This window comes from Proluteimonas luteida (assembly GCF_021191695.1).
In the GTDB taxonomy this organism is placed as follows: domain Bacteria; phylum Pseudomonadota; class Gammaproteobacteria; order Xanthomonadales; family Xanthomonadaceae; genus Luteimonas; species Luteimonas luteida.
On sequence record NZ_JAIWPT010000008.1, the window covers coordinates 54,175 to 67,887 of the forward strand.

Sequence of the window (13,713 nt, forward strand, 5' to 3'; positions counted from 1 at the left end):
GGACTCCGGTCGCGCTTTTTTCCCTTTCCGCTGCTGGTTTTCCATGTCGAAATGGCGCCTGAGCCTGCTGTTGACCGTCTGCCTGTCGGCCGTCGCCTGCCAGCGGCCGGCCGAGGAAACGGCCGCGCCGGTCGAGACGGTCGAGGTCGCCAGCCCGGAGGAGGGCGGCGCCCTGAGTACCGCGCCGGTCGAGGAGATGGAGCAGGCACCGGCACCCGCGCCGGCCACGCCGGCGGAGGAGGAGGTCGACTGGTCGCCGTTGACGCTGCGTGACGGCAACGCGTCGGTCAGCTGCGAACTCGACTACGCCACCCACGGCGACGGCGAGCCGTTGCAGGATCTCGAACACGAGGCGCTGACCGCGCTGCTGTCGCAGTGCGCCGAACGCGGCGTGGTCCGGGTCCGCTTCAAGGGCCGGGTCACGCAGCAGTTCACCCAGCTGATGCAGCGCCTGGCGGTCGTCTCCGACGAGTTGTCGATCGACAAGCGCGTGCTCGACATCGATTCCAGCGGCGGCATGGTCGAGGAGGCGATCCGCGCCGGAGACGCCATCGCCGAATCGGGCTGGACGATCTGGGTGCGCGAGGGCGCGGTCTGCCACAGCGCCTGTGTGTTCGTGCTGGCCGGCGGCGACAACCGCCTGATCGGTGGTCGCGTCGGCATCCACCGCATCATCCGCATGAGCTCGTCCGCGGCCACACGCGCCGAGCTCAACCGCGAGTTGCGTGCGGTCTACGGCCGCGTCCGCGATTACCTGGAGCGCAACGGCGCGGCGGTCGCGGTCGCCGACCTGATGATGGCGGTGCCCAACCGCAGCCTGCGCATCCTGACCGCCGACGAGCTCAAGCTCTACGGGCTGGACGGCGTCAATCCGGCCCAGGACGACCTCGACCGGCTGCGGCTGATGCGCAAGTGCGGACAGGATTTCGTCGCCCGCCGTGACGCCTTCGTGCGGGCGTTCGATGCGCGCTGCAACACCCCTGAGACCGACGTCGAATCGATGAACACCTGCGGCCTGGAGTTGCGCGGCACGTTCGGCTTCCCCGACGAGACCTGCCCGGCCGAGAGTCCGCTGTCGGAGTTCGACCTGGTCGGCCAGATGCACGAGGCGGCCAGCAACGCCACCCGCCTGGAGCTCGAAGCCCTGCTGCGCAAGGCCGCCCCTTCGACCGCGCCGCCGGGCGCGGCGGTGCCGCCTGTTCCGGGAAAAGGCCGTCGCAGCGCGGACAGCACGGGCCAGGCCGGCGAGACGCGCTCCGACGACGCACGTTCCGACGCCGAGGCCTCCGCCGCGGACGACTGACGCGCGTTTGCGCGCGATACGTGGTCCGACCGGGCGCGGTGCCGCCCCGACCTGCGTAGGTCGGCCCCACGCGACCGACGCGCGCGGCGTTCGGGTTCGCGGGGCATCGGGGGATCCGCCCGACACGGCCTGACCGGGGTTCCGGCCTCGGGGGCGTTGCCCCGACCTACGCACAAGGCACCCCGGAACCGGCGAAGACCCCGGAATCGCCGCGAGCGATTCCCGGCGCGGTTATGCCGGCGAGGCCGCGTCGTCGGAGATGAATCCACCCGACTGCCGCCGCCACAGGCTGGCGTAGACGCCGTCGCCGGCAATCAGCGCCTCGTGCGTGCCTTCCTCGACGATGCGGCCATGGTCCATGACGATCAGCCGGTCCATCGCCGCGATCGTCGACAGCCGGTGCGCGATCGCGATGACGGTCTTGCCCTCCATCAGCCGGTAGAGGTTCTCCTGGATCGCGGCCTCGGCCTCGGAATCCAGCGCCGAGGTCGCCTCGTCGAGCACCAGGATCGGCGCGTTCTTCAGCAGCACCCGCGCGATCGCGATGCGCTGGCGCTGACCGCCCGACAGCTTGACGCCGCGCTCGCCGACGTGCGCGTCGTAGCCGGTGCGGCCCTTGGCGTCGCTGAGGGTGAGGATGAACTCGTGCGCCTCGGCCCGGCGTGCGGCGTCGAGCATCTCCGCCTCGCTGGCGTCCGGACGGCCGTAGAGGATGTTCTCGCGCACCGAGCGGTGCAGCAGCGAGGTGTCCTGGGTGACCATGCCGATCTGCGCGCGCAGCGAGTCCTGGGTGACCGTCGCGATGTCGGTGCCGTCGATGCGGATCACGCCGGATTCGCGGTCGTAGAAGCGCAGCAGCAGGTTGACCAGCGTCGACTTGCCGGCGCCGGAACGGCCGACCAGGCCGATCTTCTCGCCGGGACGCACGTGCAGGTTGAGGTCCTCGATGACGCTGCGGCCCTGCTGGCCGTAGTGGAAGTCCACGTGCTCGAAGCGGATGTCGCCGTCGACGTGGCCCAGCGCCGGCGCGTCGGGGGCGTCGTCGACGGTCGCCGCCAGCGAGATCGAGTTGATGCCGTCGCGCACCGTGCCGATGTTCTCGAACAGCGCCGACAGCTCCCACATGATCCACTGCGACATGCCCAGCATGCGCAGCGCCAGCGCGATGGCGACGGCGATCGAACCGGCGCTGATGACGCCGCCGTGCCACAGCCACAGGCCCAGCGCGGTCACCGAGGCCAGCAGCAGCATGTTCAACGTGTAGTTGCAGACGTTGATCACCGTCACCAGGCGCATCTGCCGGTGCACGGTGTCGAGGAAGCCGTCCATCGCATCGCGGGCATAGGCCTGCTCGCGACGCGAATGCGAGAACAGCTTGACCGTGGCGATGTTGGTGTAGCTGTCGACGATGCGCCCGGTCATCACCGAGCGCGCGTCGGCCTGTTCTTCGGATACGCGGCTGATCTTCGGCACGAACCGCCACATCAGCAGCGCGTAGCCGGTCACCCAGCCGAGGAACGGCAGCATCATCCGCCAGTCGGCGGCCGCGGCGACGACCAGTGCGCTGGTCAGGTAGACCAGCACGTAGTTGCCGACGTCGAGCAGCTTGATGACCGTCTCGCGCACCGCCAGCGAGGTCTGCATCAGCTTGGTCGCGATGCGCCCGGCGAACTCCTCCTGGAAGTAGCTCATCGACTGGCGCAGCAGGTAGCGGTGCACGTTCCAGCGGATGCGCATCGGGAAGTTGCCGAGCAGCGTCTGGTGGATGACCAGCGAGCTGAGCAGGGTCAGCAGCGGCAGCCCGACCAGCACCAGCAGCGCCATGCCGATCAGGCGCGTCGCTTCGCTTTCCAGGAAGGTGGCCGGCGTGGTCGCGCCGAGCCGGTCGACCAGCGAGCCGACATAGGCGTACAGCGCGACTTCGGCGACCGCGATCGCGGCCGTTACCGCCGCCATCAGCAGCAGCCATCTGCCGCTGCCGCACACATAGTGCATGCAGAACGCGAACAGCGTGGTCGGCGGCTGGGTCGGGGGTGCGGGCGGGAACGGGTCGACTCTGTTTTCAAACCAGCGGAGCATGGGGAATCCAGTCAATGGAGGAGCGGGCGCGCCGATGGATGGCGCGCGTGCGGGGACGCGGGGGCGGATATATGCAGGTGCCGCGCGTCCGTGCGGGTGGCTATTGTCCGGGATCGCGGTCGCGGATGTCGCGACGCCCGCCGGATCCCCGGCGCATGGACAGTGGAAACCTACCCGTTGCGCAGGTCGGCGCTGCGCGGCCGACGGGATTTTTCCGGCAACGTCCGCGTCGGCGGCGTAGCGCCGACCTACGGGACGTCCAGCACGATTCTCCCGAGGTGATGCGCGGTGACGGCCTGTTGCGCCTCGGCAAGCCGCTGCAGCGGGAAGCGCCGCGAGACATGCAGGTGGAACGGGCCGGCGTCGATCGCCCGCCGCACCGCGCGCATCGTCTGCGCGTCGTGGCGCATGCCGAAGGCGACGGCGGCGATGTCGCCGCGCGCGGGCGGATCCGCGACCCCGTGCGGCCAGGCGACGCGGCCGCCGGGACGCAATGCGTCGACGATCGTCGCGGTCAGCGGACCTTCGGCGGTCAGCAGCGCCGCGTCGAGGCCGTCCGGCGCGAAGATGCGCAGCGCGGCGGCGAGATTGTGCCGGCGGCCATCGATGGCCATGTCCGCGCCCAGCCGTTCGCACAGCGCCTGTCCGTCCGCACCGGACGCGACCGCGAGCACCCGCGCGCCGCGCTGGCGGGCGAACTGCAGCGCCATGTGGCCGATGCCGCCGCTGGCGCCCAGCACCAGCAGCGCATCGCCCTTGCCGACCATCAGCGCCGCGTCGATGCCCTGCATCGCCAGCGCCGCGTCGACCGGCATCGCCGCGGCCTGCGGCAGCGACAGCCGCGACGGGACCGGCCAGACGTGGTCGGCGTCGAGCACCACGAACTGGGCATGAAAGCCGCACCTGGGATTGCGCAGCGGCACCAGGCCGCAGACCCGGTCGCCTTCGCGGAAATCGTGCACCCCGGCACCGACCTCGACCACCGTGCCGGCGCCCTCGGCGCCGGGAACGTGCGGGACCAGCAGCGGCTGGCCGCTACGCGCGGCGAATACGCCCTCGCGCTCGAGCACGTCCCAGTGGCCCACGCCGGCCGCCAGCACCCGCACCAGCACCTGTCCCGGGCCCGGGCGCGGAATCGGCAGTTCCGCCGCGGCGAGGACGTCGTCGCCGCCGAAGCGGCTGAAGCTCATCGCCAGCATGGTCTCGGCGTCCGCATCCTCGTCCCGGGGCCAGGGCGCGGGTGCGGGCGATGGGGACATGGCGTCTAGGGACATCGGCATCTCCTGGAATGTCGTGCGGCTTGCACGGGATCGGCGCACAGGGTAGAACCTCAACAAATGTTGAGGTCAACAGGTGGGCGATGAAGACGCACGGCGATCCGCATCCGCTTTCGGTCGGCGACGTGTCCGCGCGCAGCGGTGTCGCGGTGTCGGCGCTGCATTTCTACGAGCGCGAGGGCCTGATCCACAGCGTGCGCAATGCCGGCAACCAGCGCCGCTACGCGCGCGACGTGCTGCGGCGGGTCGCCGTGGTCAAGGTCGCGCAGCGCGCCGGGATTCCGCTGGCGGCGATCCGCGAGGCCCTGGAGACGCTGCCCGACGCGCGTACGCCGACCCAGGCCGACTGGAGCCGGCTGTCGCGGCGCTGGCGCGGCGACCTGGACGCACGGATCGCGCAGCTGACCAAACTGCGCGACCAGCTCGACGGCTGCATCGGCTGCGGCTGCCTGTCGCTCAAGGCCTGTCCCTTGCGCAATCCCGGCGACGAGGCCGGCAGCGAAGGGCCGGGCGCGCGCTATCTGGAAACCTGAGGCGCGTAGGGCGGGGCGCCTGTTCGCTGGCGCAGGGGATTGCCGCGTCAGCGGCCGCCCACGCCGCCGCCTCCGCCGCCACCGCCGGAGAAACCGCCCCCGCCACCGCCGCCGCTCAATCCCGAACTGCTGCCCGGCGGTATCGACGAGGCGGCGATGCGGGTGGTGAGGCTGTTGCCCATCGAGCGGCTGAAACGGCCCATGTCGGTCACCGGGATGCCCGCGTACCAGGGGAAGCCGGCGACTGCGGTCGCCGCGGCGGCGGCGCCGACGGCCGCGGTGAATTTCTTCGTCCACGCGTCTTCGACATCCAGCGCGACCGCGTAGGGCAGCAGGAACTCGTAGCGCGTCGCATCCAGCGCCGGCACGGTTCCCGGCGCCTGCAGGCGCTTGAGGTCCTGCTTCTCGGCCACGCCCAGGTACCGGCGCAGGCCCTCGATCTCGTCGAGCAGGCGCCGGCCCTCGAGCGTCGGCGCCTTGACCAGCACCGCGAACACGATCAGCACCGGCAGCATCAGCGCAACCGCGGCCACGGTCAGCGGCAGTCCGCCGCCGATGATGGCCAGTACGATCGCGCTGCCGCCGGTCAGCAGGGCGATGCCCAGTGCGATCAGCACGCTGCCGCCGTTGACCCGGAACATCGCCGGCTGGAAGCGCCGGCGCAGCGCGTCGGCATGCGCCTGCCTGGCCTCGCGCACGCGCGTGGCCTGCTCCGCATCGAGCGTCAGCGCGTCGTCGGCATCGGGCAGCAGCGTGGTCAGCAGCGCGCGCTGCTCCATCGTCGGCAGCGTGTTGGCGCCGGCGCGCGTGCGCTGGACCTGCCAGACCGTCGCCTTGCCCTGCTTGTCGCGGCGGATGTGCACATGGTCGTCGACTGCGCAGGCCAGCAGGTCGGCGGAGAAGCAGCGGTCGTCGTAGCGCATGCGCTTCATGTAGCGCAGCCCCGCCGGCGAGAATCCGGGCGGCGGGTCGTAGCGCACGACGATGGTGCCCGCCGCGGGATCCCGGCCCAGCTTGCGCCAGCGCAGCACGCAATAGCCGAGCAGCAGCAACAGGCCGGCGACCGCGACCAGCAGGCCCAGGTTGTCGCGCAGCAGCCAGCCCAGCTGCTGCTGCCGGGTCGGCGCCGTCACCAGGCCCTTGGGGAACGCCAGGACGACGGTCAGGCCCTCGCGCGGCTGCAGCGGGCGCGTCAGCGTCCAGCGCGCGCTGCCCGATGCCGACAGCGCGATGCGGTAGGCGCGTCCTTCGGCGCCGTACGGGCCGGTGTAGGCCTCGGCCCGCATCGCCTCCACAGGCACCGGCGCCGGCAGTTCCACGCGCACGCTGGCGCGCTCGACCGGGAATGCGCCATCGAGCCCGATCGCATTGAAGTACAGCTCGTCGTGGTCGGCGAAGAAGCCCAGCTGCCGCGAGGTCCGGTAGCGCAGCGTGTAGACCGGCTGCGACGGCAGCGGCAGGAAACGCTCGTCGCCCACGTCCACGCGCACCCCGTTGGCCATGCGGCGGGTCTGCCAGGGCTCGCGTTCGCCGTCGCGCAGCACCTCGACGACTTCGAAGTCGGCGGTCACGCGGTTGCCGGCGCGGTCGCGGTAGCGCGTGGGGAAGTCGCGGGTGATGCCGCGGCGGATCTGGCGGCCTTCGGCACGCACGTGGATCCGCTCGGTGATGTCGAGGCGGCCGTCGGCCAGCACCCGGATGTCGATGTCCTGGGCGAGGATGCGTTCCTCGGCATGCGCAGCCGGCGCCGCGAACGCCAGGACCAGCAGCACTGCCGGCAGCAGCCGCGGGAGCAGACGCCGCATGCGCAGGCCGCTCACGCCAGCGGCCCCACCGCGACCGCGTCGCGCGTGCCGTCGCCGGCCTGGAAGAAACCGGCGGCATGGATCCCGGCGATGCGCGCGACCAGCAGGTCGGGAAAGCGCTGCACGGCATCGTTGAGGTCGCGCACCGCGCCGTTGTAGAAACGGCGCGCGTACTGCAGTTGCCGCTCCACGTCGACGAGGTCCTGCTGCAGCCGCAGGAAACTGTCGCTGGCGTGCAGGTCCGGATAGGCCTCGCGCAATGCGAGCAGCCGGCCCACCGCCTGGCCGAGCGCGGTTTCCACCTCGCCCAGCGCGGTCGGGTCCTGCGTGCGCAGGGCCTGTGTCCGCAGTTCGGTCACCAGCGACAGCGTCGCCTGTTCGTGCTGCGCGTAGCCCCGCACGGCGGCCACGAGCTGCGGCACCAGGTCGTGGCGTCGGACCAGTTGCACGTCGATGTCGGCCCAGGCCGTGCGGACCTGGTTGCGCAGGCGCACCAGCCGGTTGAAGGTGCGGATCGCCCAGGCCGCCAGTGCCGCGGCGACGAGCAGCAGGACAACGAGGCTCGTGCTCATTGCGGGCACCTCATTGCGGCTGGCGCATTGCGGATGTCCTGGGCGGGGGCGACGGGACGGGACACGGCGGATCCGGGGGCTGGGGTCTGGAGCATACCCAACTTGCCCCTGCGGGTCGGGACTTGCCCGGTCGCGTCGGCAGCGTACACTCGGACCACTTCACATCCGCACCGCGAGGAATGTCACAAACATGAATACACTTCGTCTGGCTGTATCGGCTGTCCTGCTCGCCTCCTGCGCCGCGGTGGCTGCGCAGCAGCCCCAGCCGCAGCCCGCGCCGCAGCAGGATGCCGCCGCCCAGCCGGAACTGACGCCGGAGCAGCGCGCGCAGATCGCCCGCCAGGATGCGGAGATGAGCCAGGCCGCGCTGCAGGTGATGCAGATGATCGACGCCAACCAGATCGGCGAAGTCTGGGACGGCGCATCCGACGTCATGAAGCAGTCGGTGCCGCGCGAGGAATTCGTCCGCCAGATCTCGGCCGACCGCACCCGCCTGGGCGCGCCGACCCAGCGCAGCCAGCCGACCGTCAGCCGCTCGCAGTTCCCGGCCGGTGCCGAGGTGCCCGAGGGCATCTACATCAACATCGCGTCGCCGACCACGTTCGCCAACCAGGAGGCGCCGGTGCGCGAACTGGTCTCGTTCCGCTTCGATTCCGACCGCACCTGGCGCGTGTCGGGCTACAGCGTGCGCTGACCGCGCAGTCGTCGCAGACGGAAAACGGCGCCGCAGGGCGCCGTTTTCCGTTGCTGCCGCCGCTGGCGCATCCGTCGTCGGAGACGGCTGGTGGATGGAGCAAGCCAGCAGCACTGCGGAGCGCAGTGGGGGGGAACCGCTCAGTCGTCGCTCCGCTGCTGCCGGGGACCCGCGGATGCCAGCTGGATCAGGTCCGGGCCGGGTCCGCGGCGACGACGTGGATCTCGGTCGCGCCCAGCACGACCCGCTGCCCGGCGCGGATCTTCGCGGTCTTGCGCAGTTCGACCGCGCCATCGACACGGACCGCGCCACTGGCGACCAGCGCCTTGCCGGCACCGCCGCTGTCGCACAGGCCCGCCAGCTTCAGCAACTGGTTGAGCTCGACATGGTCGCGCTCGAGTTCGAAATCGACGGTCTGCATCGGGGCGGCCTGTGGAAAAAGTGGGCAGGCATTGTCGCATCCGCCGACGGCGGCCATGCCTGCGTCGCACATGGGGCATCGGCCGTGCTCGCCGGTGCCGCGCGAGTCGGGGCGGAGCAGCAGGGCCTCGGTCCGGCAGCGGCCGGCGGGAAAGACCACGGTACGCGGGCCGCCGGCGTTGCCGCGGAATGCGCATCACAGTGCGGCAACCCCGTCCGGGGTAAAAAAGCGCATGCGACGGCGCGCGGCAACGTGCCGTCGCCCCCCCACCATCGATGGATCTCGACATGCGTGCAGCAACCGCTGACGGGCGCAGATGCTGACTGTGCCCCGGCCGCCCCGGCCCGACAACGAAATCGAGCGGCAGGCCACGCTGGATGCCTACCGCATCCTGGATACGCCGCGCGAGGCCGCGTTCGACGACCTGGTGGCGATCGCCACCGCGGTCTGCGACGTGCCGATCGCGATGGTCAGCCTGATCGACCGCGACCGCCAGTGGTTCAAGGCGTCCAGCGGCATCGACGTGACCGAGACCGGGCGCGACGTCTCGTTCTGCGCCCACGCCATCCTCGACCCGGGCAACACGATGATCGTCCCCGATGCGCAGCTCGATGCGCGCTTCCGCGACAACCCGATGGTCACCGGCGGGATGAAGGTCCGCTTCTATGCCGGCGCGCCGCTGCTGTCGGTGGAGGGGCTGCCGATGGGCACGTTCTGCGTCGTCGACGACCGCCCGCGCGAGCTCACGCCGACCCAGCGCCGCGCGCTGGAGGCGCTGTCGCGGCAGGCGTCGCGGCTGATGGAGATGCATCGGGTCACCCGTGAACTGCACCTGCAACTGGAGGAACGCGGCTGGTACGAACAGCAGCTGCTGCACTACCAGCAGGAGCTCGAATCGCAGAACGCCGACCTCGCCGAGCAGTCGGCCACCGATCCGCTGACCGGCCTGGCCAACCGGCGCGCGTTCGCCAGGACGCTCGATGCGGCGATCCGCGATGCCGCCGGGACCGGCAGCCCGCTGGCGATCGGGGTCATCGACATCGACCACTTCAAGATGATCAACGATCTGCACGGGCATGCCGAGGGCGATCGCGTGCTGCAGGCGGTCGCGGAGATGCTGCGGGCGCATGGGGGCGCGGCGCGCGGCCGCGTCGCCCGCTACGGCGGCGAGGAGTTCGTCTGGCTGCTGGCCGACACCACGGGCGGGGACGCGGTCGCGCAGTGCGACCAGTTGCGCGGCGACCTGGCGTTCGCGGCGACCGGACTGCCGGTGACCATCAGCGTCGGCGTTGCCGCGCTGCAGCCCGGCGAGGACGTTGCGGCGCTGTTCGCGCGCGCCGACGAAGCGCTGTACGAGGCCAAGCGCGGCGGTCGCGACCGCGTGCATCTGGCGGCCTGAGCCGGAGGCGGGGTCTTCTCCGGCTGCAGGAATCCGGTTGCCAGCGGAGCTTGCCAGTGCCGGTGGCCGCGCGGCCTTCAACACATTGTCGTCCAGAGCGCAGCGAGGGACCTGCTTGTCTTTTGGCACGCCTGCAGATGAAGCAGGCCTCTCGCTGCGCTCGGGACGACCGGGCGGGTGCCTGCCGGTTCAGTCGGTGATCTGCTTCGCCTCGCCGGTGCCGATGTTCTCGGCGTGGACGATGCGCCGCGGCCGCGACAGCGCCGGGTAGGCCACCACCGCGGCGAGGATGATCGCGACGCCGGCATAGAAGCGCGGCGACAGTTCGTGCTGCTCGCCGAGCAGCAGCATCGCCAGCGCGATCGCGTAGACCGGCTCCAGGTTCACCGCCAGTTGCGCGGCGAACGCGCTCATGTGCCGCAGCGCGACCAGCGACAGCGCGAACGGCAGCAGGGTGCAGGCGAAGGCGAGCAGCAGCAGGTAGCCGGCGTCGTACAGGCCGGGCAGGGCCAGCAGCGGGCCGGCGAAGGCCGGGAACAGCAGCGGCATCAGCGGCGCGAGCAGGGTCAGGGTCAGCGTGCCGGCGCCCAGTTCCAGCGCGGTCACGGTCAACGGGTCGGCGTGCTCGACCAGGCGCTTGTTCAGGGATCCGAAGCAGGCGACGAACAGCGCCGACAGCGCGCCGACCGCGACGCCGATGCGCATGCCGTCGGGAATGCCGCCGACCACCAGCGCCACGCCCGGGAGCACCGCGATGCCGAGCGCGAGTTCGCGCCAGGAGAAGCGGGTGCGCGCGACCAGCGGTTCGATCAGCGCGACGAACACCGTCGCCAGCGCCATGCAGGTCGCCGCCACCGACGCGTTGGCCAGCTTCACCGCGCCGTAGAAGGTCAGCCAGTGCAACGCGACCAGCGCGCCGACGCCGGTGTAGGCCAGCAATAGCCGCGGCGGCAGCGCGCGCAGCCCGCGCCAGACCCGCGGCACCAGTGCCAGGGTGCCGGCGACCAGCAGCATCCGCCACCACACCAGCGGCAGCGCGGGCAGGGTGATCAGCTTGCCGAGGATCGCGGTGAAGCCCCACAGCAGCACGCAGAAATGGATCTGCCAGTAGGCCTTGGTGGTCGGGGTCATCGTCGCGGCGCGTGCTCGGGTCGCGCATTATCCATCGCAGCCGGGGGCCTGCGCGCCGGCTTGGGTCAGCGCGGCAGCGGACCGTCCGTCGTCGATGTCTCCTGCACCGCGGCGCGCCGCTGCTGCGCGCGCCCCAGCCAGATGCCCAGCGCGGCCCACACCAGCGCCAGCGGCAGCACCACGCTGACCAGCCCGCCCAGGGCCAGCCCGAGCCGTCCGAGCAGGCCCTCGGTCTGCGCGCCGATCACGTCGCCGGCACGGTAGACGAAGGTGTCGATGACCGCCTTGGCCTTGTACTTGTCCTCGCGGCTGACCACGGTGAACAGCGTCTCGCGCGCGGGCCGGGTCAGGCCGCGCTGCAGCGCGCGGTTGGTCGCCTCCAGCAGGATCAGCACCAGGAACGAGCCGTAGATCGCCAGGCCGAGGAAACCGATCGCCATCGCCACCGGCAGCGCGGCCAGCGCGAAGGCCAGGCCGAAACGCTTGATGATGTGGCCGGTCAGCGTGACCTGCAGCGCCAGCACCGCGACCTGGGTCCACATGTCGATGTTGCCGAGCAGGCTGGTGCGCGCGTCGAGGTCGTCGACCGCGGCCTCGACCATCTGCAGGCGGGTGAAGTAGATGAAGGTCGCGACGATGGTCATGACGATCACGTAGCCGGCGATGCCGAGCAGGTACGGCGAGGCGCAGACCGCCCGGATGCCGGCCCAGGCGCTGCCGCCGATGCGCGTGGCTTCGTCGGCCGCGGGCGTTGCGGCCGAGGCGTCTTCCGCCGCGCTGCGGTCGGAGCGCAGCCACACCAGCACCCACGCGGTGGCGATGGCCAGCGCCAGGAACAGCGCGGCGACCAGCAGCAGGTTCGGCGTGCCCAGCGGCTCGGCCAGTTGCGACGCCAGCCACGGGCCGAAGATCGCGCCGAGGGTGCCGCCGACGGCGATCAGCGCGAACACGCGCTTGGCCTGGTCGCTGGTGAAGCGATCGGCCATCAGGGCCCAGAACACCATCGTCACGAACAGGTTGAACACGCTGAACCAGACGTAGAACACCTGGCCGCTGCGCGCGCCGACCGCGCCCGGGGCGAACATCAGCAGTGCCCAGAAGCCGACCAGGCTGAGGATGAAGAACGCGTAGGTCGCGGAGATGAACTGCAGGCGCCGGAAGCGGCTCACCAGCCAGCCGAACACCGGATTGACCAGCAGGGTGACCACCGCCGTGCCGATGAACAGCCAGCGGATGCTGTCGATGCCGCGCTCCATGCCGAGCGCATCGCGCGCCGGACGCAGCAGCATCAGCGCGGTCAGGATGAAGAAGAAGAACAGGCCGGCGACCAGCACCGGCGCCACCTCCCCACGGCGCAGGTTCAGCAGCGGCGAAAGGAGATTACGCATGGTGGGGGTCCCCGTGGGTCGATGAGGCGGTCGGACGGCCGGCCGGCGCTCAGGCGAAGAGCCGCACCAGCTCGGTCTGCTGCGCGTCGCTGAGCAGCGGGCCGGTGCCGGCCTGGAGCTGGTCGGCCTGGCGGTCGGGACGGCTGGTGGCCGGGATCACCGCGGTGACCGCCGGGTGGCTGATCGCGAACTTCAGGAACAGCTGCGCCCACGAGGTGATGCCCAGTTCCGCCGCCCATCCGGGCAGTTCGCGGTTGCCGACCTCGGCGAACAGCCTGCCGTCGTCGAAGGCGCGGTTGATCAGCACCGCGGCACCGGCGTCCTGCGCGGCGGGCAGCACCGTGCGCGCGGCCTGCGGAGCGTTGACCGAGTAGTTGATCTGCACGAAGTCGGGCTTGAGTTCGCGCACCGCGCGCGTGGTCGCGTCGTGGCCGCTCTCGATGTAGTGGGTGAAGCCGATGTACTTTGCCAGTCCCTGCGCCTTGAGTTCCTGCGCGTACGGCCAGGCGATGTCGAGCGCGCGCAGGTTGTGCACCAGCAGCAGTTCGACCTTCTCCGTCTGCAGCTTGCGCTGGCTCTCGGCCCACTGCGCCTCCATCGACGCACGGTCGTCGGCGGCGATCTTGGTGGCGAGGAAACACTGGTCGCGCCAGCCGCCGTCGGCCAGCAGCGCGCCGAGCACCTCGTCGGCATTGCCGTAGTTGGGCGAGGTGTCGAACACCCGGCCGCCGCCTTCGAAGAACACCTTCATGGTCTCCTTCAGCGCCTCGAACTCGGGCGAACCCAGCGCGACCTCGTAGCTGCCCGACGTGCCGGCGCCGATCACCGGCAGCGCTTCGCCGGTGGCGGGGATCGTGCGCGTCAGCAGCGCGCCGGCGGCAGGCGTCGGCGCGGGACCGGCCGGCGCCGCCGGGGTGGCGGCGGTACCGGCGGAAGCGACGGTGTCGCGGCTGCAGGCGGCGAGCGGTGCCAGGGCCAGGCCGGTGGCGGCGAGCGAGGCGGTCGTCAGGAAGCGGCGGCGTGAGTTCATGGTCGGTTCCGTGCGAGTGGTCGAGTCGAAGTCGATGATATGTTCTTTGGGCGTCAATAATGGACGCGAAAATCAAAAGTA

Annotated in this window: 12 protein-coding genes; 4 read left to right on the forward strand and 8 right to left on the reverse strand. The window is 71.1% G+C overall.

The genetic code is table 11. The features are described from left to right. Positions 1-43 precede the first annotated feature (43 nt). Complete coding sequence (locus tag LDO26_RS08630; protein WP_343226167.1) at positions 44-1,303, forward strand: COG3904 family protein; 1,260 nt, start codon at positions 44-46, stop codon at positions 1,301-1,303. Between the two features lie 231 nt (positions 1,304-1,534). On the opposite strand, the gene LDO26_RS08635 is transcribed toward LDO26_RS08630, so the two are convergent. Together LDO26_RS08635 and LDO26_RS08640 are read right to left on the reverse strand one after the other, a co-directional pair. Then, the gene (locus LDO26_RS08635) at positions 1,535-3,382 is read right to left on the reverse strand and encodes an ABC transporter ATP-binding protein (protein WP_232130686.1); all 1,848 of its coding nucleotides are present in this window, start codon (positions 3,380-3,382) and stop codon (positions 1,535-1,537) included. A 248-nt stretch (positions 3,383-3,630) separates the two neighbouring features. Beyond that, complete coding sequence (locus LDO26_RS08640; protein ID WP_232130687.1) at positions 3,631-4,656, reverse strand: NADP-dependent oxidoreductase; 1,026 nt, start codon at positions 4,654-4,656, stop codon at positions 3,631-3,633. Positions 4,657-4,742: 86 nt separating this feature from the next. Here LDO26_RS08640 and soxR point away from each other — a divergent pair, with 86 nt between their 5' ends. Continuing rightward, the gene (gene soxR, locus LDO26_RS08645; RefSeq protein WP_232130688.1) at positions 4,743-5,192 is read left to right on the forward strand and encodes a redox-sensitive transcriptional activator SoxR; all 450 of its coding nucleotides are present in this window, start codon (positions 4,743-4,745) and stop codon (positions 5,190-5,192) included. 47 nt (positions 5,193-5,239) lie between these two features. Here soxR and LDO26_RS08650 read toward each other — a convergent pair whose 3' ends face one another. Both LDO26_RS08650 and LDO26_RS08655 read right to left on the reverse strand, forming a co-directional pair. Next, a complete protein-coding gene (locus LDO26_RS08650) occupies positions 5,240-6,997 on the reverse strand; it encodes a DUF2207 domain-containing protein (protein WP_232130689.1) in 1,758 nt (585 codons plus the stop codon). Between the two features lie 11 nt (positions 6,998-7,008). Beyond that, positions 7,009-7,569, reverse strand: a complete 561-nt coding sequence (locus tag LDO26_RS08655) for a LemA family protein (RefSeq protein ID WP_232130690.1) — start codon at positions 7,567-7,569, stop codon at positions 7,009-7,011. Positions 7,570-7,759: 190 nt separating this feature from the next. On the opposite strand from LDO26_RS08655, the gene LDO26_RS08660 reads away from it, so the two are divergent. After that, on the forward strand, positions 7,760-8,263 hold the full coding sequence (locus tag LDO26_RS08660; protein ID WP_232130691.1) for a DUF4019 domain-containing protein: 504 nt from the start codon (positions 7,760-7,762) through the stop codon (positions 8,261-8,263). 187 nt (positions 8,264-8,450) lie between these two features. Here LDO26_RS08660 and LDO26_RS08665 read toward each other — a convergent pair whose 3' ends face one another. Beyond that, on the reverse strand, positions 8,451-8,684 hold the full coding sequence (locus LDO26_RS08665; protein ID WP_232130692.1) for an RNA-binding S4 domain-containing protein: 234 nt from the start codon (positions 8,682-8,684) through the stop codon (positions 8,451-8,453). 316 nt (positions 8,685-9,000) lie between these two features. Between LDO26_RS08665 and LDO26_RS08670 the strand changes: the two genes are divergently transcribed. After that, on the forward strand, positions 9,001-10,083 hold the full coding sequence (locus tag LDO26_RS08670; protein ID WP_232130693.1) for a sensor domain-containing diguanylate cyclase: 1,083 nt from the start codon (positions 9,001-9,003) through the stop codon (positions 10,081-10,083). Between the two features lie 189 nt (positions 10,084-10,272). On the opposite strand, the gene LDO26_RS08675 is transcribed toward LDO26_RS08670, so the two are convergent. The 3 genes from LDO26_RS08675 to LDO26_RS08685 form a co-directional block, all read right to left on the reverse strand. Continuing rightward, entirely contained in the window at positions 10,273-11,214 is a 942-nt protein-coding gene (locus tag LDO26_RS08675; protein WP_232130694.1) for a DMT family transporter, read from the reverse strand. A gap of 65 nt (positions 11,215-11,279) precedes the next feature. Then, positions 11,280-12,602 carry an NTP/NDP exchange transporter gene (locus tag LDO26_RS08680; protein WP_232130695.1) on the reverse strand — a complete coding sequence of 441 codons (1,323 nt, stop codon included), beginning with the start codon at positions 12,600-12,602 and terminating at the stop codon, positions 11,280-11,282. A gap of 49 nt (positions 12,603-12,651) precedes the next feature. Beyond that, the gene (locus LDO26_RS08685; protein WP_232130696.1) at positions 12,652-13,632 is read right to left on the reverse strand and encodes an aldo/keto reductase; all 981 of its coding nucleotides are present in this window, start codon (positions 13,630-13,632) and stop codon (positions 12,652-12,654) included. Positions 13,633-13,713 lie beyond the last annotated feature (81 nt).

Excerpts from the sequence above, each read along its gene's own strand:
- LDO26_RS08655 (WP_232130690.1), bottom strand. The coding sequence starts at position 7,569 with ATGAGCACGAGCCTCGTTGTCCTGCTGCTCGTCGCCGCGGCACTGGCG.
- LDO26_RS08635 (WP_232130686.1), bottom strand. The coding sequence starts at position 3,382 with ATGCTCCGCTGGTTTGAAAACAGAGTCGACCCGTTCCCGCCCGCACCC.
- LDO26_RS08660 (WP_232130691.1), top strand. The coding sequence starts at position 7,760 with ATGAATACACTTCGTCTGGCTGTATCGGCTGTCCTGCTCGCCTCCTGC.
- LDO26_RS08630 (WP_343226167.1), top strand. The coding sequence starts at position 44 with ATGTCGAAATGGCGCCTGAGCCTGCTGTTGACCGTCTGCCTGTCGGCC.
- LDO26_RS08670 (WP_232130693.1), top strand. The coding sequence starts at position 9,001 with ATGCTGACTGTGCCCCGGCCGCCCCGGCCCGACAACGAAATCGAGCGG.
- LDO26_RS08675 (WP_232130694.1), bottom strand. The coding sequence starts at position 11,214 with ATGACCCCGACCACCAAGGCCTACTGGCAGATCCATTTCTGCGTGCTG.
- LDO26_RS08665 (WP_232130692.1), bottom strand. The coding sequence starts at position 8,684 with ATGCAGACCGTCGATTTCGAACTCGAGCGCGACCATGTCGAGCTCAAC.
- soxR (WP_232130688.1), top strand. The coding sequence starts at position 4,743 with ATGAAGACGCACGGCGATCCGCATCCGCTTTCGGTCGGCGACGTGTCC.
- LDO26_RS08680 (WP_232130695.1), bottom strand. The coding sequence starts at position 12,602 with ATGCGTAATCTCCTTTCGCCGCTGCTGAACCTGCGCCGTGGGGAGGTG.
- LDO26_RS08685 (WP_232130696.1), bottom strand. The coding sequence starts at position 13,632 with ATGAACTCACGCCGCCGCTTCCTGACGACCGCCTCGCTCGCCGCCACC.
- LDO26_RS08640 (WP_232130687.1), bottom strand. The coding sequence starts at position 4,656 with ATGTCCCTAGACGCCATGTCCCCATCGCCCGCACCCGCGCCCTGGCCC.
- LDO26_RS08650 (WP_232130689.1), bottom strand. The coding sequence starts at position 6,997 with ATGCGGCGTCTGCTCCCGCGGCTGCTGCCGGCAGTGCTGCTGGTCCTG.